Source organism: Mesorhizobium sp. CCNWLY176 (assembly GCF_037153935.1).
Lineage (GTDB): Bacteria > Pseudomonadota > Alphaproteobacteria > Rhizobiales > Rhizobiaceae > Mesorhizobium_M > Mesorhizobium_M zhangyense.
The window spans coordinates 376,959-394,216 of record NZ_JBBBDZ010000001.1 but is presented as its reverse complement, the minus strand read 5'-3'; the positions used below and the strand labels follow the sequence as shown (position 1 = coordinate 394,216).

Annotated in this window: 17 protein-coding genes; 10 read left to right on the top strand and 7 right to left on the bottom strand. The window is 61.4% G+C overall.

Going from position 1 to position 17,258, the window contains the following annotated elements; genetic code table 11:
• Positions 1-25: 25 nt before the first annotated feature.
• A complete protein-coding gene (locus WBQ96_RS01755) occupies positions 26-1,618 on the bottom strand; it encodes an ABC transporter substrate-binding protein (protein ID WP_336547245.1) in 1,593 nt (530 codons plus the stop codon).
• Complete coding sequence (locus tag WBQ96_RS01750) at positions 1,618-2,277, bottom strand: helix-turn-helix domain-containing protein (RefSeq protein WP_336547247.1); 660 nt, start codon at positions 2,275-2,277, stop codon at positions 1,618-1,620. Before WBQ96_RS01750 ends, WBQ96_RS01755 begins: the two co-directional genes overlap by 1 nt.
• Positions 2,278-2,474: 197 nt before the next feature.
• Between WBQ96_RS01750 and WBQ96_RS01745 the strand changes: the two genes are divergently transcribed.
• The 10 genes from WBQ96_RS01745 (at position 2,475) to WBQ96_RS01700 (ending at position 11,569) form a co-directional block, all read left to right on the top strand.
• Positions 2,475-3,560 carry an ABC transporter permease gene (locus WBQ96_RS01745; protein WP_442920786.1) on the top strand — a complete coding sequence of 362 codons (1,086 nt, stop codon included), beginning with the start codon at positions 2,475-2,477 and terminating at the stop codon, positions 3,558-3,560.
• An 11-nt stretch (positions 3,561-3,571) separates the two neighbouring features.
• Positions 3,572-4,480 carry an ABC transporter permease gene (locus tag WBQ96_RS01740; RefSeq protein WP_336546822.1) on the top strand — a complete coding sequence of 303 codons (909 nt, stop codon included), beginning with the start codon at positions 3,572-3,574 and terminating at the stop codon, positions 4,478-4,480.
• Positions 4,477-5,313 (top strand): ABC transporter ATP-binding protein, encoded by an 837-nt coding sequence (locus WBQ96_RS01735; RefSeq protein ID WP_336546823.1) that lies wholly within the window; start codon positions 4,477-4,479, stop codon positions 5,311-5,313. The genes WBQ96_RS01740 and WBQ96_RS01735 overlap by 4 nt, the downstream gene beginning before the upstream one ends.
• Positions 5,310-6,050, top strand: a complete 741-nt coding sequence (locus WBQ96_RS01730) for an ABC transporter ATP-binding protein (RefSeq protein ID WP_336546825.1) — start codon at positions 5,310-5,312, stop codon at positions 6,048-6,050. The genes WBQ96_RS01735 and WBQ96_RS01730 overlap by 4 nt, the downstream gene beginning before the upstream one ends.
• 27 nt (positions 6,051-6,077) lie before the next feature.
• Positions 6,078-6,584 carry a GAF domain-containing protein gene (locus WBQ96_RS01725; protein WP_336546827.1) on the top strand — a complete coding sequence of 169 codons (507 nt, stop codon included), beginning with the start codon at positions 6,078-6,080 and terminating at the stop codon, positions 6,582-6,584.
• 223 nt (positions 6,585-6,807) lie between these two features.
• On the top strand, positions 6,808-7,761 hold the full coding sequence (locus tag WBQ96_RS01720) for an aliphatic sulfonate ABC transporter substrate-binding protein (RefSeq protein ID WP_336546828.1): 954 nt from the start codon (positions 6,808-6,810) through the stop codon (positions 7,759-7,761).
• 53 nt (positions 7,762-7,814) lie between these two features.
• A complete protein-coding gene (locus WBQ96_RS01715; protein WP_165117220.1) occupies positions 7,815-8,777 on the top strand; it encodes an aliphatic sulfonate ABC transporter substrate-binding protein in 963 nt (320 codons plus the stop codon).
• 30 nt (positions 8,778-8,807) lie between these two features.
• Positions 8,808-9,977: an FMNH2-dependent alkanesulfonate monooxygenase gene (ssuD, locus tag WBQ96_RS01710; RefSeq protein ID WP_336546830.1), complete on the top strand. Its 1,170-nt coding sequence runs from the start codon at positions 8,808-8,810 to the stop codon at positions 9,975-9,977.
• Complete coding sequence (locus tag WBQ96_RS01705) at positions 9,974-10,753, top strand: ABC transporter permease subunit (RefSeq protein ID WP_336546833.1); 780 nt, start codon at positions 9,974-9,976, stop codon at positions 10,751-10,753. Before ssuD ends, WBQ96_RS01705 begins: the two co-directional genes overlap by 4 nt.
• Before the next feature lie 9 nt (positions 10,754-10,762).
• On the top strand, positions 10,763-11,569 hold the full coding sequence (locus tag WBQ96_RS01700) for an ATP-binding cassette domain-containing protein (RefSeq protein WP_336546835.1): 807 nt from the start codon (positions 10,763-10,765) through the stop codon (positions 11,567-11,569).
• A 13-nt stretch (positions 11,570-11,582) separates the two neighbouring features.
• Here the strand turns inward: WBQ96_RS01700 and WBQ96_RS01695 are convergent, their stop codons facing one another.
• The 5 genes from WBQ96_RS01695 to WBQ96_RS01675 are packed head-to-tail and all read right to left on the bottom strand — an operon-like array spanning position 11,583 to position 17,225.
• On the bottom strand, positions 11,583-13,388 hold the full coding sequence (locus WBQ96_RS01695; protein WP_336546836.1) for an ABC transporter ATP-binding protein: 1,806 nt from the start codon (positions 13,386-13,388) through the stop codon (positions 11,583-11,585).
• A 3-nt stretch (positions 13,389-13,391) separates the two neighbouring features.
• Positions 13,392-14,330, bottom strand: coding sequence for an ABC transporter permease (locus tag WBQ96_RS01690; RefSeq protein WP_165117230.1), 939 nt, complete (start codon positions 14,328-14,330; stop codon positions 13,392-13,394).
• Positions 14,330-15,304, bottom strand: a complete 975-nt coding sequence (locus WBQ96_RS01685) for an ABC transporter permease (protein ID WP_336546839.1) — start codon at positions 15,302-15,304, stop codon at positions 14,330-14,332. Before WBQ96_RS01685 ends, WBQ96_RS01690 begins: the two co-directional genes overlap by 1 nt.
• A complete protein-coding gene (locus WBQ96_RS01680) occupies positions 15,301-16,269 on the bottom strand; it encodes a nucleoside hydrolase (protein WP_336546840.1) in 969 nt (322 codons plus the stop codon). The genes WBQ96_RS01685 and WBQ96_RS01680 overlap by 4 nt, the downstream gene beginning before the upstream one ends.
• Positions 16,266-17,225, bottom strand: coding sequence for a nucleoside hydrolase (locus tag WBQ96_RS01675; protein ID WP_336546841.1), 960 nt, complete (start codon positions 17,223-17,225; stop codon positions 16,266-16,268). The genes WBQ96_RS01680 and WBQ96_RS01675 overlap by 4 nt, the downstream gene beginning before the upstream one ends.
• Positions 17,226-17,258: the final 33 nt, after the last annotated feature.

Genomic DNA, 17,258 nt, shown 5'->3' with positions numbered 1-17,258 from the left:
GCGGCTCCGAGGGACAAAAGACCTGCTATTTCTTGGTGACGAGACGGTAGTAAACGAAGTCCGACGTCGCCCCGTTGACGTAGCCCTCGACATTCTTGGCCAGCGCGACCTGTGTCGCCGCCTGAAACATGATGACGATCGGCGAATTGGCCTGCACCTTCTTCTGCAGATCGACATACATTTCATTGCGCTTTGCAGGGTCGGCTTCGGCGCGCGCTGCTTTGGTCTCGGCGTTCAGCTCGGCCGGCACGGCCCAGCCATTGCGCCAGGTCGTGGTCGACTGGTAGTTGCCGTCCGAATTGTCCTCGTTATAGGCAAAAGCCTTGGCGTTGGAATCCGGGTCCATGAAGTCCGGGCCCCAGTAGAGCAGCATCGCTTCATGCGTGCGGGCGCGATACTTGGTGATGACCTGCGAGCCGGTGCCGGGAATGATCTCGAATTTGATGCCGGCCTCGGCAAAGCCCGCCTGCAGCGACTGCGCCATGTCGGTGAACGGCGTCGAGTTGATGACGTCGAGCGTCACCTTCAGCGGCGTCTTCACGCCTGCGTCGGCCAGTATCTTCTTGGCCTTTTCAGGATCGTGGCTGTAGGGCGTTTCATCCAGAGAGCCCGGGAAGCCCGATGGCCAGAACGCCTGATGGATTTGCATCTGGCCCTTCAGGAAGCTGTCGGTCATGCCCTTGTAGTCGACGAGATAGCGTGCGGCCTCCCAGATCGCAGGGTTCGTGAGAGCCTCGTCCTTCTGGTTGAAGGAGAGAAAGTGCACGGCTGCCTGCGGATAGGTTTCGACCTTGACGGTATCCTTGCCGGCCAGCGTATTGATCTGGTCCGGCGTCAGGTTCTTGGCCATATCGACGTCACCGGATTCAAGCAGCAACTGCTGGGTGGCGGCTTCAGCAACGTGGCGGATGATGACCGTCTTCATCGCCGGCGCACCGCCGAAATAATCCGGGTTTGCCGTGAGATTGATGATCTCGGCGGGGCGGAAAGCCTTCAGCACGAAGGGGCCTGTGCCAGCAGAATTCGCCTTGAGCCAGGCGTTGCCCATGTCGCCATTGGCCTCGTTGGCCTGCACGGTGACCGCATCGACCACTGAGCCCGGACGGGCGGCAAGCACGTTGAGCACGAAGGCCGAGGAAAAATTGCCGTCATATTTGACGACAACCTTGTTGCCGTCGGCCTTGACCATCGTGTCGATGTTTTCAGGGGTCCAGCCGAGCTGGGTGAGAATGAAGGCCGGCGCCTTGTTGAGCGTCAGCACTCGCTTGAAGGAATAGACTACGTCCTCGGCACGAAGCGGGTTGCCCGAGGTGAACTTCACACCGTCGCGCAAGGTGAAGGTGATCGTCTTGTTGGCGTCGTCAGCAGTCCATTCGGTGGCGAGGCCGGGCGCAAGCGTCTTCACATCCGGCGCGTCGTACTGCACCAGCCGGTCATAGGTCTGGCTCACATATTCGCCCGACGAAAACTCATAAGCCTCGGCCGGGTCGATGCTGACGATATCGTCGATATTCTGCGCCACCACCAGCGCGGTCTCCGGCGTCGCCGCATAGGTCGCGCCCGCCGTAATCGGCAGCGCCAAGGCGGCCGCGAGCAACGCGGCCTTGAACAACTTCATCATGGTTTCTCCTTTTTAAGCTTTGTTCCCGTGATTTTCTCGTCGGCCCTTGAACTGCGCAGGGCCGGGCGCTCGGCGCGTGACCTGAACATCGGCAAGGTGCCAGTCCAGAGCAGGCGCGCAGTCTCTTTGGTATCGTTTGACCAGGAATGCGGACGGTTGCCGCGAAAATGTAGGCTGTCGCCGGGAAACAGAACCATCTCTTCGTCATCGAGGCGTTGGGTGATCGAGCCTTCGAGAAGGTAGAGAATTTCCTCGCCTTCGTGGCTCACCGTCTCCGACCGATAGCCGGGCGGTACATGAAGGACGAAGGAAGAAAGCACATTGCCGGTGAAGTCGGCGGCGATGCGCTCATAGACGATCGAGGAGCCGTCGACGGAAAATCTGTTGCGTTCCCCGGCGCGGGTCAGTCCATCCTCCATGCTGGGCGTAGCAATGAAATAATCGACCCCGACATCGAGGCTGCGCGCGATCTGCGCGAGCGTGCCGAGAGACGGCGTGGCATGGTCGCGCTCGACCTGGCTGAGATAGCCGACGGAGATGCCGGCGGCATCGCAAAGTTCCTGCAAGGTCATCTGCAATTGCCGCCGCCGGGCGCGGATGAGCGCGCCGACTTTTGGCTGCGCCGACGCCGCAGACTTGCCGGGTGCAGATGACACCGCGATTTCTCTCCCATCAAAATTTTTTTGATCTAAGCAAAATTCTCTGTATAGTCCAAGCGGAATTTTCAGATGCCTGCATGGCAAGGCGAACAGCACCTTGCAACGTCGCGGGCATTTTTGCTTGCAGTCGAGACCGCCGGCGGATCATGCTTCCACAGCCATGATCCGTCGACAGAAATGGGAAACCGCTGAGCGTGGCATTCGAACCCGATACCGCGGCAGGTACGGCAGTTGTCGTCCGGTCGAAAACATTTGGCAAAAGCCGGGGCGCGCATCTTCTGCTGGGTCTTGCCGGCTTCGTCGTCACGGTTGCGCTGACCTTTCTCGGCCTCCTCGCCATCACCTTCTTCATCGGCCGCGTGGTCCCGATCGATCCGGTTCTAGCTGTTGTCGGCGATCGCGCGCCGCGCGCTGTCTACGAGGCCGCACGCCTGCAGATGGGGCTCGACCAGCCGCTGGTGGTGCAGTTCTTCCACTACGTCGCCAATGTGCTGACCGGCGATCTCGGCACATCGGTTTCAACCGGCAAGCTTGTCGCCGACGATTTGAAGCGCGTCTTTCCCGCGACGCTGGAGATGGCGACGCTCGGCATCATCATCGGCGTGCTACTCGGCGTGCCGATGGGTGTCTATGCCGCGAGCCGGCAAGGAAGTGCCGTCGACCAGATCATCCGCGTCGTCGGCCTGCTAGGCTATGCTATCCCCGCCTTCTGGCTCGGGCTGGTCGGCCTGGCGCTGTTCTATGCGCGGCTGAAATGGGTCGGCGGTCCCGGTCGCCTCGACATCTTTTATGACGGGCTGGTGCCGCCGGTAACCGGCCTGCTGCTTATCGACAGCCTGATCGCTGGCGAAACCGAAATCTTCTTCAATGCCATCTGGCATCTGGCGCTGCCGGCGTCCGTACTCGGCTTCTTCAGTCTCGCCTATATCGCGCGCATGACGCGTTCCTTCATGCTTGATCAGCTGGCGCAGGAATATGTGACGACGGCGCGGGTGAAGGGCGTATCGGAACGGCTCGTTATCTGGCGGCACGCCTTCCGGCCGATTCTCGTGCCGCTGATCACGGTCATCGGCCTGTCTTATGCCGGGCTGCTCGAAGGTTCGGTGATGATCGAAACCATCTTTTCGTGGCCCGGCATCGGCAACTATCTCACCACCGCCCTGCTCAACGCCGACATGAATGCGGTCCTCGGTGCCACCTTGGTCATCGGCGCGGTGTTCATCGGCATCAACAAGATTTCGGACGTGCTCTACCGCGTCCTCGATCCCCGCGCGCGCTAGGAGGCCCGGCGATGACCACCACTGTCCGCGCCTGGCTGATAGACGACAGCCCCTCGTCGCGTCTGCAGGCCCGGCTCGGCCGTGCCTGGCGCATCGCCGGCGCGCTCACCCGCAATCCGCTGGCAGTAGTCGGCGCTGCCATCATTCTCGTGCTGATCCTCACCGCGATCTTCGCGCCCTTCATAGCCACGCATGATCCGCTCAAGCAGGATCTGACGCAGCGTCTGCTAGCGCCGGGTGCCGCCAACTGGATGGGCACAGACGAACTCGGCCGCGATATCTGGTCGCGCGTTGTCTATGGTGCGCGCATCACGCTCGTCATCGTCGCCATGGTCGCGGTGCTGGCGGCCCCGGCCGGGCTGATCATCGGCGCGGTGGCCGGTTACTTCGGCGGCTGGATCGACCGCATCCTGATGGGCATCACCGATGTGTTCCTGTCCATGCCGAAGCTCATCCTGGCGCTGGCGCTGGTTGCAGCACTTGGGCCTGGCATCGAAAACGCAATCATAGCGATCGCCATCACCTCATGGCCCGGCTACGCCCGCATCGCGCGCGCAGAGACGCTGACCTTCAAGAACTCCGAATTCATCGCAGCCATAAGATTGCAGGGCGCGTCGGCCATGAGGGTCATCCTCGGCCATGTGCTGCCGCTCTGCACCTCCTCGATGATCGTGCGCGTCACGCTCGACATGGCCGGCATCATCCTGACAGCCGCCGGCCTCGGCTTCATCGGCCTCGGCGCGCAGCCGCCTTTGCCCGAATGGGGCGCGATGATCGCGCGCGGGCGCTCCTTCATTCTCGACCAGTGGTGGGTCGCCACCATGCCGGGTTTTGCCATCATCATCGTCAGCCTCGGCTTCTGTTTCCTCGGCGACGGGTTGCGCGATGTTCTCGACCCCAAGAGCGGAGAGCAGCATTGAATACGCCGCTTCTTGAAGTTGACAACCTGCGCGTCACCTTCCCAACGCCGCGCGGAGACATCGACGTCGTGCGCAGCGTTTCCTTCACGCTCGGCCGCGAGCGGCTGGGCATCGTCGGGGAAAGCGGTTCCGGCAAGTCGATGACCGGCCGTTCGATCCTGAAGCTCATCCGCGCGCCCGGGACCGTCAGCGCCGACAGGCTCGCATTCGACGGCATCGATCTGCTTGCCCAATCGGAAAAGCAGATGCGCGCTATTCGTGGCGCGCGCATTTCCATGGTTATGCAGGACCCGAAATTCTCGCTCAACCCGGTCATGACCATCGGCGAACAGATCGCCGAGGCGCTACTGACCCACCAGCGACTGCCGCGCCGCGAGGTCGGCCAGCGCGTGAAAGCCATGCTGGAATCGGTGCGCATCGACGATCCCGAACGCGTCGCGAAGCTCTATCCGCACGAGGTTTCCGGCGGCATGGGCCAGCGCGTCATGATTGCCATAATGCTGATCCCCGAGCCCGATCTGCTGATCGCCGACGAGCCGACCTCGGCGCTCGACGTTTCCGTGCAGGCGCAGGTGCTCGACATCATCGACGAACTGGTGAAGCGCAAGGGCATGGGGCTGATCTTCATCAGCCACGACCTCAACCTCGTCTCCAGCTATTGCGACCGCATCCTGGTAATGAACACCGGCCGCGTGGTCGAGGAATGCGAGGCCGGCGAATTGCGCAACGCCACGCATCCCTATACGCGCGGACTGCTCGCCGCTATCCCCCGCCTTGACGAAACACGCGACGAGCTGCCCGTGCTCGACCGCAGCGCATGGGCCAATTCATGACCGCGCTTTCCCTGAACAACCTCGACATCTCCTATGGTGAGACGCCCATCACACATGGCGTCAGCCTCGACATTGCGGAAGGCGAGAGCTTTGCGCTGGTCGGCGAAAGCGGCTCGGGCAAGTCGACGATCTTGAAAGCAATTGCTGGACTTGCACCCGAATGGACAGGCTCGATCACCGCTTTCGGCAAGTCGCGCAGCCATGGCATCGACCGGCATTTCGCGCGGCTCTGCCAGATGGTGTTCCAGGACCCCTATGGCTCGCTGCATCCACGCAAGACGATCGATGCGACGCTGAGCGAGCCGCTCGCCATCCACGGCATCGGCAACCAGAATGAGCGCGTCGAAGCGGTCATGGCCTCCGTCGGGCTCGACCGGAAATTCCGCTTCCGCTTTCCGCACCAGCTTTCCGGCGGTCAGCGCCAGCGCGTGGCGATTGCGCGTGCTTTGATGCTGGAACCAAAGATCCTGCTGCTCGACGAGCCGACCTCGGCGCTCGACGTTTCAGTACAGGCCGAAATCCTGAACCTGCTCAAGCGGCTGCGCCGCGAGCAGAACCTTACCTTCCTGATGGTCACCCACAATCTGCCCGTAGTCTCCTTTCTCTGCGACCGGCTGGCCGTGATGCGCCAGGGCCGAATCGTCGAAATCGCAGACGTCGTCGACCTCAGGCAAGGCGCGCTCAAGCAACCCTATTCGCGTGAGCTGATGGAAATCAGTGCCACCCACGCCGCCTGACCCCTCCCCAACTGCAAGGACTTTGACATGACGAACGAAGAAATCATGGCGGCGTTCGCCGAATTCGACGCGGCTATTGCCGGCGGCAAGGCACCGGATGCACCATGGGTGGCGCTTCAGGCATTGTCGCGGAAGATCGTCGGCGCCAAGCTATTTACTGTCATGACTGTGGACATGAAGAACGAGTTGGCGCGCCGCGCATACACGTCGGACCCGAAGAGCTATCCCGCCTCGGGCACCAAGCCAGTCCAGTACAATCGCTGGTTCGATGTCGTCCACAAGGCGCGCGAAACCTTCGTCGCCAACACCATCGCCGACATCGCGACGGTTTTTCCCGATCACGAGACCATCTGGTCGCTGGGCTGCGGATCGGTCATCAACATGCCGGTGGTGATTGCCGGCGAACTGCTCGGCACGGTCAATTGTCTCGATGTCGAACACCACTACACGCCCGAGCGCCTCGAACGCTCCAGGCTCCTGGCCACTCCCGCCAAGCTTGCGTTCTTGGCAGCAGCCCGCGCCAGCGCGGCCTGATCGCTGTCGCGAGGTCGGAAAACTATCCTTCCGGGAGCCTCTTTCCGCAAGGTTTCTACCAGATTGCGCGCGTTTGAAGCCCTTTTCGGAAAGGGGTTTCGCATTCCGCTTCATTTTTGAAATAATTTAACTCTATAGATTTTCTAGAATACTTAGCATGACCTCTCCTCCTGCGTGACGGGAGCCGGAACGCGCCTGGAAAAGGCGATATCGAGAGGGGTTCATGATGGCCATCACAAGACGCCTATTCGGCGCGGCACTCCTTGCCGCAAGTGCGTTCGCCGCATTCGGCGCATCGGCTGCCGAGCTGAAGGAACTCAAGATCGGCTACCAGAAGACCGGCCTGCCGGTGATCGCGCGGCAGCAAGGTCTTATCGAAAAGGCGCTTGAGCCGAAAGGCATCAGCGTTTCGTGGGTCGAATTCACCGCCGGGCCGCCACTTGTCGAAGCCCTCAATGTCGGCTCGATCAATGTCGGCTGGGTCGGCGATGCACCGCCGATCTTTGGCCAGTCGGCAGGCTCTGCGATCGTCTACGCCGCCGCTCTTCCGTCCAACGGCAAGGGTGAGGCCATCTTCGTCAAACCGGATTCGCCGGTCCAGTCGATCGCCGATCTGAAGGGCAAGAAGGTCGGCGTAGGCAAAGGCACCAGCGCGCATAACCTGCTCGTTGCGGCACTCGAAAAGGAAGGCATCGCCTTCTCCAATATCGAGCCGATTTATCTGAGCCCCGCCGATGCGGCTGCGGCCTTTGCCAGCGACAAGATCGATGCATGGTCGGTATGGGATCCATTCTTCGCCATCGCCGAAACACGCTACCAGCCCCGCATCCTGGCGCGGTCGAGCGACGTGCTGAACGTGAATACCTATTTCATCGCCAACAAGACCTTCGCCGGCGAGCATCCCGATGTCGTCACGTCCACCATCGGCGCGCTCGAAGTGGCCGCCAAATGGGCGGACGGCAATCGCGACAAGGTGGCAGCCGCACTCCATGAAGTGACCGGTGTGCCGCTGGATGCCCAGACGCTTGCTGCAAACCGAAGCGAATTTGGCATCTTTCCGCTGAGCGACCAGATCATCGCCAATCAGCAGGCGACGGCCGATCGCTTCTTCAAACTCGGCCTCATACCGAATGCGATCAAGATCAGCGACGCGGTCTGGACGCCGCCGGCGAACTGAGGCGTCGAGCAGCAGCTTCGTCAATCAATTTGGACCTTCAAGAGGACAGTCAGATGCTCAAACGACGTCATTTCCTGTCAGGCCTGATGGGTGCTGCCTTGCTCACCGGAGCGCTCTCGCTCGGCAATGCTCGCGCCGAAGACGCCCCCGGCGAATTCAGGATCGGTTACCAGAAAAGCAGCAGCCTGCTCGTGGTCGCGCGCCAGAAACAGGTGTTCGAACAGCGGCTGAAGTCGCTTGGCGTCGATAGTGTGCGCTGGGTGGAGTTCCAGTTCGGGCCGCCGCTGCTGGAAGCACTTGGCGCCGGAGCCATTGATTTCGGTGTAACCGGCGATACGCCGCCAATTCTGGCCCAATCGGCCGGAGCCGGACTCGTCTATGCGGCAAGCTCGCCCGCCGTTCAAAATGCGATCCTTGTCCCGAAGGACTCGCCAATAAAATCGGTGGCAGATCTCAAGGGCAAGAAGGTTGCCTTCGGCAAGGGATCGAGCTCGCATAATTTCACCGTTCAGGCGCTGAAGAAAGGCGGGCTCGCCTATTCCGACATCGTACCCGCATTCCTGAGCCCTGCCGACGCGGTCGCAGCGTTCACGACCGGCAGCGTCGATGCGTGGGCGGTGTGGGATCCATATTTCGCCATCGCCGAGATCAAGCACAATGCGCACGCGCTCGTCACGACTGCGGACGGACTGGACAGCAACTCTTTCTATCTCGCCAACAAGGATTTTGCCGAGCGCCATCCCAATGTGCTGAAGGCAGCAGTCGAGGAATTGTCAGGCGTCGCCAAATGGGCGTCCGAAAATCGCCACGAGTTGGCGAAAATATCGGCTGAAGCGACAGGCATAGAGCTTGCCGCCCAGAAAGCTGCCACCGATCGCTACAAGATAGAGGTTCGTGCCCTGTCCGATGAAGTGATTGCCCAACAGCAATCGATCGCCGACACGTTCTACGACCTCAAGCTGATCCCGAACGCGATCAAGGTTCGGGATATCGTTTGGTCCGCCCCGTCAAACTGACTGCGATGCCTATAGCGAGGAGATCAACCGATGACCGTCAATCCGATCATTTCCGAAAAGCCGCTTGATTTCTTCTGGTTCATTCCAACGCATGGCGACGGAAGTTACCTCGGTTCCGAGCAGCAGCAGCGGCCGCCGGAATTCGGGTATTTCAAGGAGATCGCGCAAGCGGTGGACCGCCTCGGCTTCCCCGGCGTGTTGCTGCCCACAGGCCAGAGCTGCGAGGATTCCTGGATAACCGCGACTGGCCTCGCCGCCCATACCGAGCGGCTGAAATATCTGGTCGCGCTGCGTCCGGGCGTGGTCTCGCCCGTCTTCGCCGCGCGCCAGACGGCAGCGCTGGACCGTCTCAGCAATGGGCGTTTGCTCCTCAACGTCGTGGTCGGCGGCAATCCGACCGAACTGGCCGGCGACGGCGTCTTCCTGCCGCATGACGAGCGCTATGCGCAGGCGGATGAATTCCTGAAGATATGGCGTGCGCTTGTCTCCGGCGAACAGGTCAATTTCGACGGCAAATATTACCGCGTCGAAAACGGCCGGCTCGACCTGTTGCCGGTACAGGAGCGGCCGCCGCTCTATTTCGGTGGTTCCTCCGACGCCGGCCAGGATCTGGCAGCCGAACAGGTCGATATGTATCTGACCTGGGGCGAACCGCCGGCGCTTGTCGCGGAAAAGATCGCAAGCGCGCGTCGCAAGGCAGCGCTGAAAGGGCGCAAGCTTCGTTTCGGCATCCGTCTGCATTTCATTGTCCGTGAAACCGAGGAAGAGGCGTGGGCGGCGGCCGATCGCCTGATCAGCCGCATTACCGATGCTCAGATCGAAAACGCTCAGGCCAGGTTCCTGAAGGAAATGGACTCCGTTGGGCAGCGGCGCATGGCCGAACTGCATGGCGGCAGGCGCGACCGCCTGCTTATCGGCCCAAATCTCTGGGCGGGCGTCGGGCTGGTGCGCGGCGGCGCCGGCACCGCACTCGTCGGCACGCCCGATCAGGTTGCCGACCGCATCCGCGAATATCAGGATGTCGGCATCGATACGGTCATCGGCTCCGGCTATCCGCATCTGGAGGAGGCCTATCGCGTCGCCGAACTGCTGTTCCCGAAATTCGGCATCGGTTCTCGCCGCATCAAGCCACGGGAAGACATCGCCAACGAGTTTTCGGTCGGCTTCCACGGCGCGGAACGCCTGCAGGCCTCCTCATGAGAAAGACACTCGCCAATATCGGCCACGAAAGCGCCGGCTGGATTCTGCCCGCAGTCATTCTGGTGGTCTGGGAACTGGCTTCGCGGGTGGGGCTCATCGCAACCAATGTCCTGCCAGCACCCAGCGCGGTAGCAGAAGCCTTCTGGCGGTTGCTCAAATCGGGAGAGCTTCTCGAAAATATCTGGGTTAGCACTGCTCGAGCCCTGAGTGGTTTTGTCGTCGGCGGCGCGATCGGCTTTGCGCTCGGGCTGGCTAACGGCCTGTCGGCACTCAGCCGCGGGCTGACCGACACGACGCTGCAGATGATCCGCAACGTGCCACATCTTGCACTGATCCCGCTGGTGATCCTGTGGTTCGGCATCGACGAGGAAGCAAAGCTGTTTCTCGTCGCGCTCGGCGTCTTCTTCCCGATCTACGTCAACACGCTGCTCGGCATTCAGACCGTCGATCCGCAGCTTGTCGAAATGGGCCGCATCTATGGCATGTCGCGCACGCAGCTTTTCCTGCGTGTCATCCTGCCGGGAGCGCTGCCGGCGATCTTCGTCGGCTTGCGCTACGCGCTCGGCATCATGTGGCTGACGCTGATCGTGGCGGAAACGATCTCGGCATCGTCCGGGCTAGGCTACATGGCCATGCAGGCGCGCGAATTCCTGCTGATCGATGTGGTGGTGCTTTCGATCCTGATCTACGCCCTTCTCGGCAAGCTCGCGGACAGTCTTGCACGCTTGCTGGAGCGGCTTTCCCTGCAGTGGCATCCCGCCTTCCAGAGAGCGTGAGGTGAGACAATGACCGCAGCAACGATTACTGCCTTCCGCGCTTTCGAGAGTATCCCGCTGGAGCGCTCTGCACCGCGATCACAAACACCGGTCGCCTTCTCGTTCAGGAACGTCGGCAAGAAGTTTGGCGACAAGACAGTTCTTGAAGGCATTGATCTCGAAGTGCGTGAGGGTCAATTCCTTGCTGTTATCGGCAAGAGCGGCTGCGGCAAGAGCACACTGCTCCGGCTGCTCGCCGGGTTGGATCGTCCGACGTCCGGCCAGTTGGCGCATGGCGCAGGCAAGACCGATCACAGCCGTACACGCATCATGTTCCAGGAGCCGCGGCTGCTGCCCTGGGCGCGCGTGGTGGACAATGTCGCGGTTGGCCTGACTGGCATTGCCAAAGGCAAGCAAGCGCGTGATCGCTCGCTGGAGATTCTAAGAGAGGTTGGCCTCGCCGATCGCGCCGGTGAATGGCCATCAGTTCTTTCAGGTGGTCAGAAGCAGCGCGTGGCGCTGGCACGCGCACTCGTCGGGCAGCCGCTCATCCTGGCGCTGGACGAGCCGCTGGGTGCGCTCGATGCCCTCACCCGCATCGAGATGCAGCAACTGCTGGAACGCATCTGGCTCAGCCAGAAATTTACCGCCGTTCTGGTGACGCATGATGTCGCCGAGGCAGTGGCGCTGGCCGACCGCGTGGTGGTCATAGACGAGGGCAGGATCGTGCTCGACCTCGACATTCCATTGCCACGGCCACGCCGCCACGCCACCGTCGAACTTGCCCGCCTCGAAGGACTGATCCTCGACCGCCTGTTCAACGGCGAGGCCAGGTAGAACTGGTCTCGCCTTACGACACCTGCACGAAATGGCCGGATGAAACCTCGTCGTACTTGCGTACCGGCGCCACGAAATCCGGCGCGCGCACCGGGCTCCTGATTTCGTCGTTCGAAATACGCCGGATCTGCCGCCGTGCGGGATCGGGCACCGGAACGGCTTCCATCAGCTTTTTCGTATAGGGATGCTGCGGATTCTCGAACACCGAGGCGCGCGATCCGATCTCGACGATCTCGCCCAGATACATCACCGCCACGCGATGGCTGATGCGCTCCACCACGGCCATGTCATGCGAGATGAAGAGATAGGCGAGCTTGAAACGCTCCTGAAGGTCGAGCATCAGATTGATGACCTGCGCCTTGACCGACACGTCGAGTGCCGAAACGGACTCGTCAGCGACGATGAACCTCGGCTCCAGTGCAAGCGCCCGCGCGATGCAGACGCGCTGACGCTGGCCGCCCGAAAACTCATGCGGGAAGCGATCGGCCATGCTCGGCGAAAGGCCGACGCGGATGAGAAGATCGGCCACGCGCTTGCGGACTTCGCCTCGCGCGGCGAGGCCGTGGGTGACGATCGGCTCGGCGATCGCCTCGCCCACGCGCATGCGCGGGTTGAGGCTTTCGAACGGGTCCTGAAAGATCATCTGCATATGCTTGCGGATGTCGAGCAGCGATGATTTTCCGGCGTGCCGCACATCCTTGCCACCGACCGTGATGGAGCCGCTTCTGGCTTCCGTCAGGCGCATGATGGAGCGGCCGGTGGTCGACTTGCCGCAGCCGGATTCGCCCACCAGCGAAAGCGTCTCGCCTTCGCGCAGATCAAACGAGACGTTCTCCACCGCATGCACACGGCCCGACACGCGACCGAAGAAACCGGACTTGATGTCGAAACGGGTGACGAGGTTCTTCACCTCCAGGATCGGTTCCTGGTCATGCTCGACCGTATCCGCAGTATCGGCCACGGATGCCGCCTCGCCCGTCTTCATGTCGACGATCGGAAAACGCTTTGGCTGGACCGTGCCGGCCATCGAACCGAGCTTCGGCACGGCCGAAAGAAGTGCCCGCGTATAAGGATGCTTGGCGTGCTGGAAGATCTCCTGCGTCGTGCCGGTCTCGACCGCTTCGCCGCGATACATGACCACGGTGCGGTCCGAAATTTCAGCCACGACGCCCATGTCATGGGTGATGAAGAGGACCGACATGCCCTCCTCTTCCTGCAGCACCTTGATCAGTTCGAGGATCTGCGCCTGGATCGTCACATCGAGCGCGGTCGTCGGCTCGTCGGCGATCAGAAGCTGCGGGCTGCATGCCAGCGCGATGGCGATGACGACGCGCTGGCGCATGCCGCCGGAGAAACTCAGCGGATATTCGTCCAGGCGCGATCTGGCGGCCGGAATACGCACCTTGTCGAGAAGCCGGATCGCCTCGGCCCTGGCGGTGGCTTGCGTCATGCCGCGATGGCGCACCAGCACTTCCGTTATCTGCTTGCCGATTTTCAGAACCGGGTTGAGGCTCGTCATCGGCTCCTGAAAGATCATGCCGATGCGGTTGCCGCGGACTTTCTGCATGTCCTGCTGGGAAATATCCAGCAGGTTCTGCCCTCCGAAATTGATCTCTCCCTTGAGACGGGCATTGTTTTCCGACAGGAGCCGCATGATCGACAGCGCGGTCACGCTCTTGCCCGAACCGGATTCGCCGACGACGGCAACCGTTTCCTTCGCACCGATGTCGAAGGACACGTCGCGCACGACATCCATCCATTTGCCGTCGACGAGGAAGGACGTGTTGAGGTTGGAAACAGAAAGAACCGGAGATGTCATGGCTCAGCCCTCCCGCCTGGGGTTGAGGATATCGCGCAGCGCGTCGCCGATCAGGTTGATGCCGACGATGAGCAGAAGCAGCGCTAGGCCGGGAAAGAAGCTGATCCAGTAATCGCCCGACAGAAGGTATTCGAAGCCGTTGGAGATCAGCAGGCCCAGCGAGGGCTCGGTGACCGGCAGCCCGATGCCGAGGAAGGACAGCGTCGCCTCCAGCATGATCGCATAGGCGACGCGCATGGTGGCCACCACGATCAGCGGCGGCAGGCAGTTGGGCAGAATATGCCTGAACAGGATGCTCCGGTCCGGCAGCGCCATCGAGCGTGCCGCATCGACATAGCTGCGCCGCCGCTCGACCAGCGCCGAGCCGCGAATGGTGCGGGCATAATAGGCCCACTGCGTGATCACCAGCGCCAGGATGATCTTGTCGACCCCCTGCCCCAGAATGGCGAGGAAGATCAGCGCGATCAGGATCGCCGGGAAGCTCAGCTGGATATCGACGATGCGCATCAGGATCGCGTCGGTCTTGCCGCCGGCGTAAGCGCTGAGCAGGCCGAGCGAGGCGCCGATCACCAGTGCGATGGCCGCACTCGATATGCCGACGATGATGGAGGTGCGCAGGCCGTAGAGGATGGCGCTGAACAGGTCGCGGCCCTGGTCATCGGTGCCGATCAGGTAGTACAGGCCGCTCATGCTTTCCGAGCCCGGCGGCAGGCGGTTGTCCATGATATCGAGCTGCGCCAGATCATAAGGGTTCTGCGGCGCGATCAGCGGCGCAAACAGCGCGGCCAGCACCAGCAGCGTCACGATGATGATGCCGGTCAGCGCTAGCCTGTCGCGCAACAGAGCGCCCAGTGTGGCGCGGAACGGAGAGCGGGATGCCCGTTCCGCGTCAGCGCCGTCTCGCGAATGGACGGAGTTGCCGGGATTCGCGTCGTTGCTCATCAGGAATCTCCCTCAAGGCGAACACGCGGATCGACGATCGAATAGAGGATGTCGACGGCGAGGTTGATGATGCTGAACATGACGACGGTGATCATCAGATAGGCGAGGATGACCGGGCGATCGAGAACGCTGATGGCATCGATGATAAGCTTGCCCATGCCGGGCCATGCAAAGATGGTTTCGGTAACGACGGCAAACGCGATCAGCGATCCAAGCTCCAGACCAATGACCGTGATGAGCGGGATCAGTGTGTTCTTCAAAACGTGAACCAGTACGATGCGCGTTTCGGAAAGGCCTTTGGCGCGGGCGAAGCGCACGAAATCGAGCTGAAGGCATTCCATGACGCCGGCGCGGGTGAGCCTGATGATCAGCGATATCTTGAACAAGGCGAGATTGAACGCCGGCAACGCAAGATGCGAAAGCCCATCAAGTGTCAGGAAACTCACCGGGACGCCGAAGAGATCGACGGTCTCACCGCGTCCGGACGCCGGCAGCCAACCGAGCTTGACGGAAAACACCAGGATCATCACCAGGCCGATCCAGAAGGTCGGCAGGCTGAAGCCGAGGATCGAGAAGGTCATGATCGACTTCGACACCAACGCCTTCGGCTTGAGCCCGGCATAGACGCCGAGCGGAATGCCGATGACCAGCGCCATTAACAGCGCGACGAAGGCCAGTTCGAGCGTCGCCGGCATGCGCTGCAGGATCAGCGTCAGCGCCGGCTGGTTGAAGACGAAGGAATTGCCGAGATCGCCGGAAAGAGCGTGGGTGAGAAAGGTCCAGTACTGCTCCCACACCGGTTGATCGAGACCGAAGGACTGGATGACCTGCAGCCGCTCGGCGGGCGTCGCCGTCGTGCTGAGGAGAAGGTCGACCGGATTGCCGATCTTATAGACGCCGACGAACACCAGGACCGACATGACGAGCAGTGTAAGGATGGTCTGAAGCGTTCGATTGAGAAGATAGGACGTCATCCGCTCACCTCTTTCAGCGCCCGTGCTCCATAGATGCTGAGGCGCTCCTCCAGCATCTCGAGGAAACGGGCCTCGTCGATACCGTTCATGACTGTGGCATTCATCGGAAGCCCGGTCTTGCCGTAAAAGTCTGCATAGGTATAGCCGGCGGTCTTGCCGGATACCTGTACGCCGACACTTGCCGCCCTGCCCTCGAATATTTCGGGCTCGAGCAGCCAGGCAATGGTGGTCGCATCGTGAATTGGGCCGCCCGGCCTGCCAAAACGCTGCATGTCGCTTCGGTCGAAAGTGCGTAGGAGCCCTGCAATCGCAGCGCCGGCGGCACCGGCGTTTTCACCGATGGCGGTGATGTTTTTCTCTGTAATCAGCGCCTGAAACGTCATGTCGAGAGGCATCACCACGACGGGAACGCCGGACGCGTAAACAATCTGCGCGGCGTGCGGATCGGCATAGATGTTGTATTCGGCCCATGGCGTCCTGTGGCCAAGGGCTGTGAATGCGCCACCCATCGACACGACCTGCCGAATGCCGCGCGCGACATCGGGATGCTGCACAAGCGCCAGCGCAAGATTGGTCATCGGGCCGATGGCGCAGATGACGATGGGATCGTTGTCGGCGGCGGCCTGCCGTGTCATGCGGACGAGAAAATCGACCGCATGCTCTTCCTGCGGGCGGACACTGGCCGGTGGCACTAGCGTGTCGCTGAAAGCACCTATGTGAGCGTACTTGCCATACACCTGTTCGCGAACCAGCGGCCCGGGCGCGCCGGCGTAGATCGGCACGTCAACACATCCCGACAAGGATATGATCTTGCAGGCGTTTGAGACCGTAGCTTCAAGCGGTACATTACCTGCAACGACCGAAATGCCCAGAAGTTCGATCTCGGGAGAGGCCAACGCAAGCAAGATCGCGATGGCGTCGTCTACGCCCGGATCGGTGTCGATGATGATGCGATGCGGGCTCAACGCACTTCCTCCAATGCGTAACGCGACAAGCGGTCGAGGAAGAGGTCGTAGACACCCTTAGCATCGACCTTGGTGACAATCTCGACATTGGGATTCTTGCCGGACTTGCCATACCAGTCGGCGATGGTCTGGCCCATGCAGAGCTCGCTTTCATGCTCCACGAAAACCCGCGCCGTCTGCGTTTCGAAGAGCTGCGGCGCCAGCACATAGGCGATGACCAGAGGGTCGTGCAGCGGACCGCCACGCGAGCCGTAGCGGCGCACGTCGTTGCGATCCCAGAAAGCCATCATCTCACTGAGCGGCTTGGCGAGGCGGCCGGCGGAGCCGCTGAATTTTTCCGCATGCTCCGGTGTCAGGATGACCTGATGCGTCGCATCGAGCGACAGTGCAACGATGGGAATATCGGTCGAGAACACGATATGGGCGGCGTGAGGGTCGGCGAGGATGTTGAATTCCGAAGTGATCGTCCGGTTTCCGGCTTCGCGAAAGGCACCGCCCATCATCACGATACGTTCGATGCCTTCGGCGATGGCCGGCTTCATCCTGAGCGCGACGGCGACATTCGTCAGCGGCCCGAGCGTGCACAGCGTGATCTTCCTGCCGCTTTTCGCCGCCGCTTCGCAGCTCTCGATCAGGAAATCAACCGCACTCTTTTCCTCGATCTTCTTGGCTGGCCCGGGCAGAACCGTGTTGCCGAGGCCGCTCTCGCCGTGAAACTGGCCGTAGATAGGATCGCGAAACAGCGGGCGGAAACAGCCGGCAAAAACGGGCACGTCCGCTCTGTGGCCGAGTTCGCAAATCTGGAGCGCATTCCTGACCGTGCGCTCAAGCGGCTGGTTGCCGCAAACCGGCGTGATGCCGAGTATTTCAAGCTCCGGCGAAACGAATGCCGTCAGGATCGCGATCGCGTCGTCGATACCGGGGTCGCAATCAATGATGATCGGAGTCGCCGTCATTTTGTCTGTACTTACCTTCGATTGGAGCGAAAC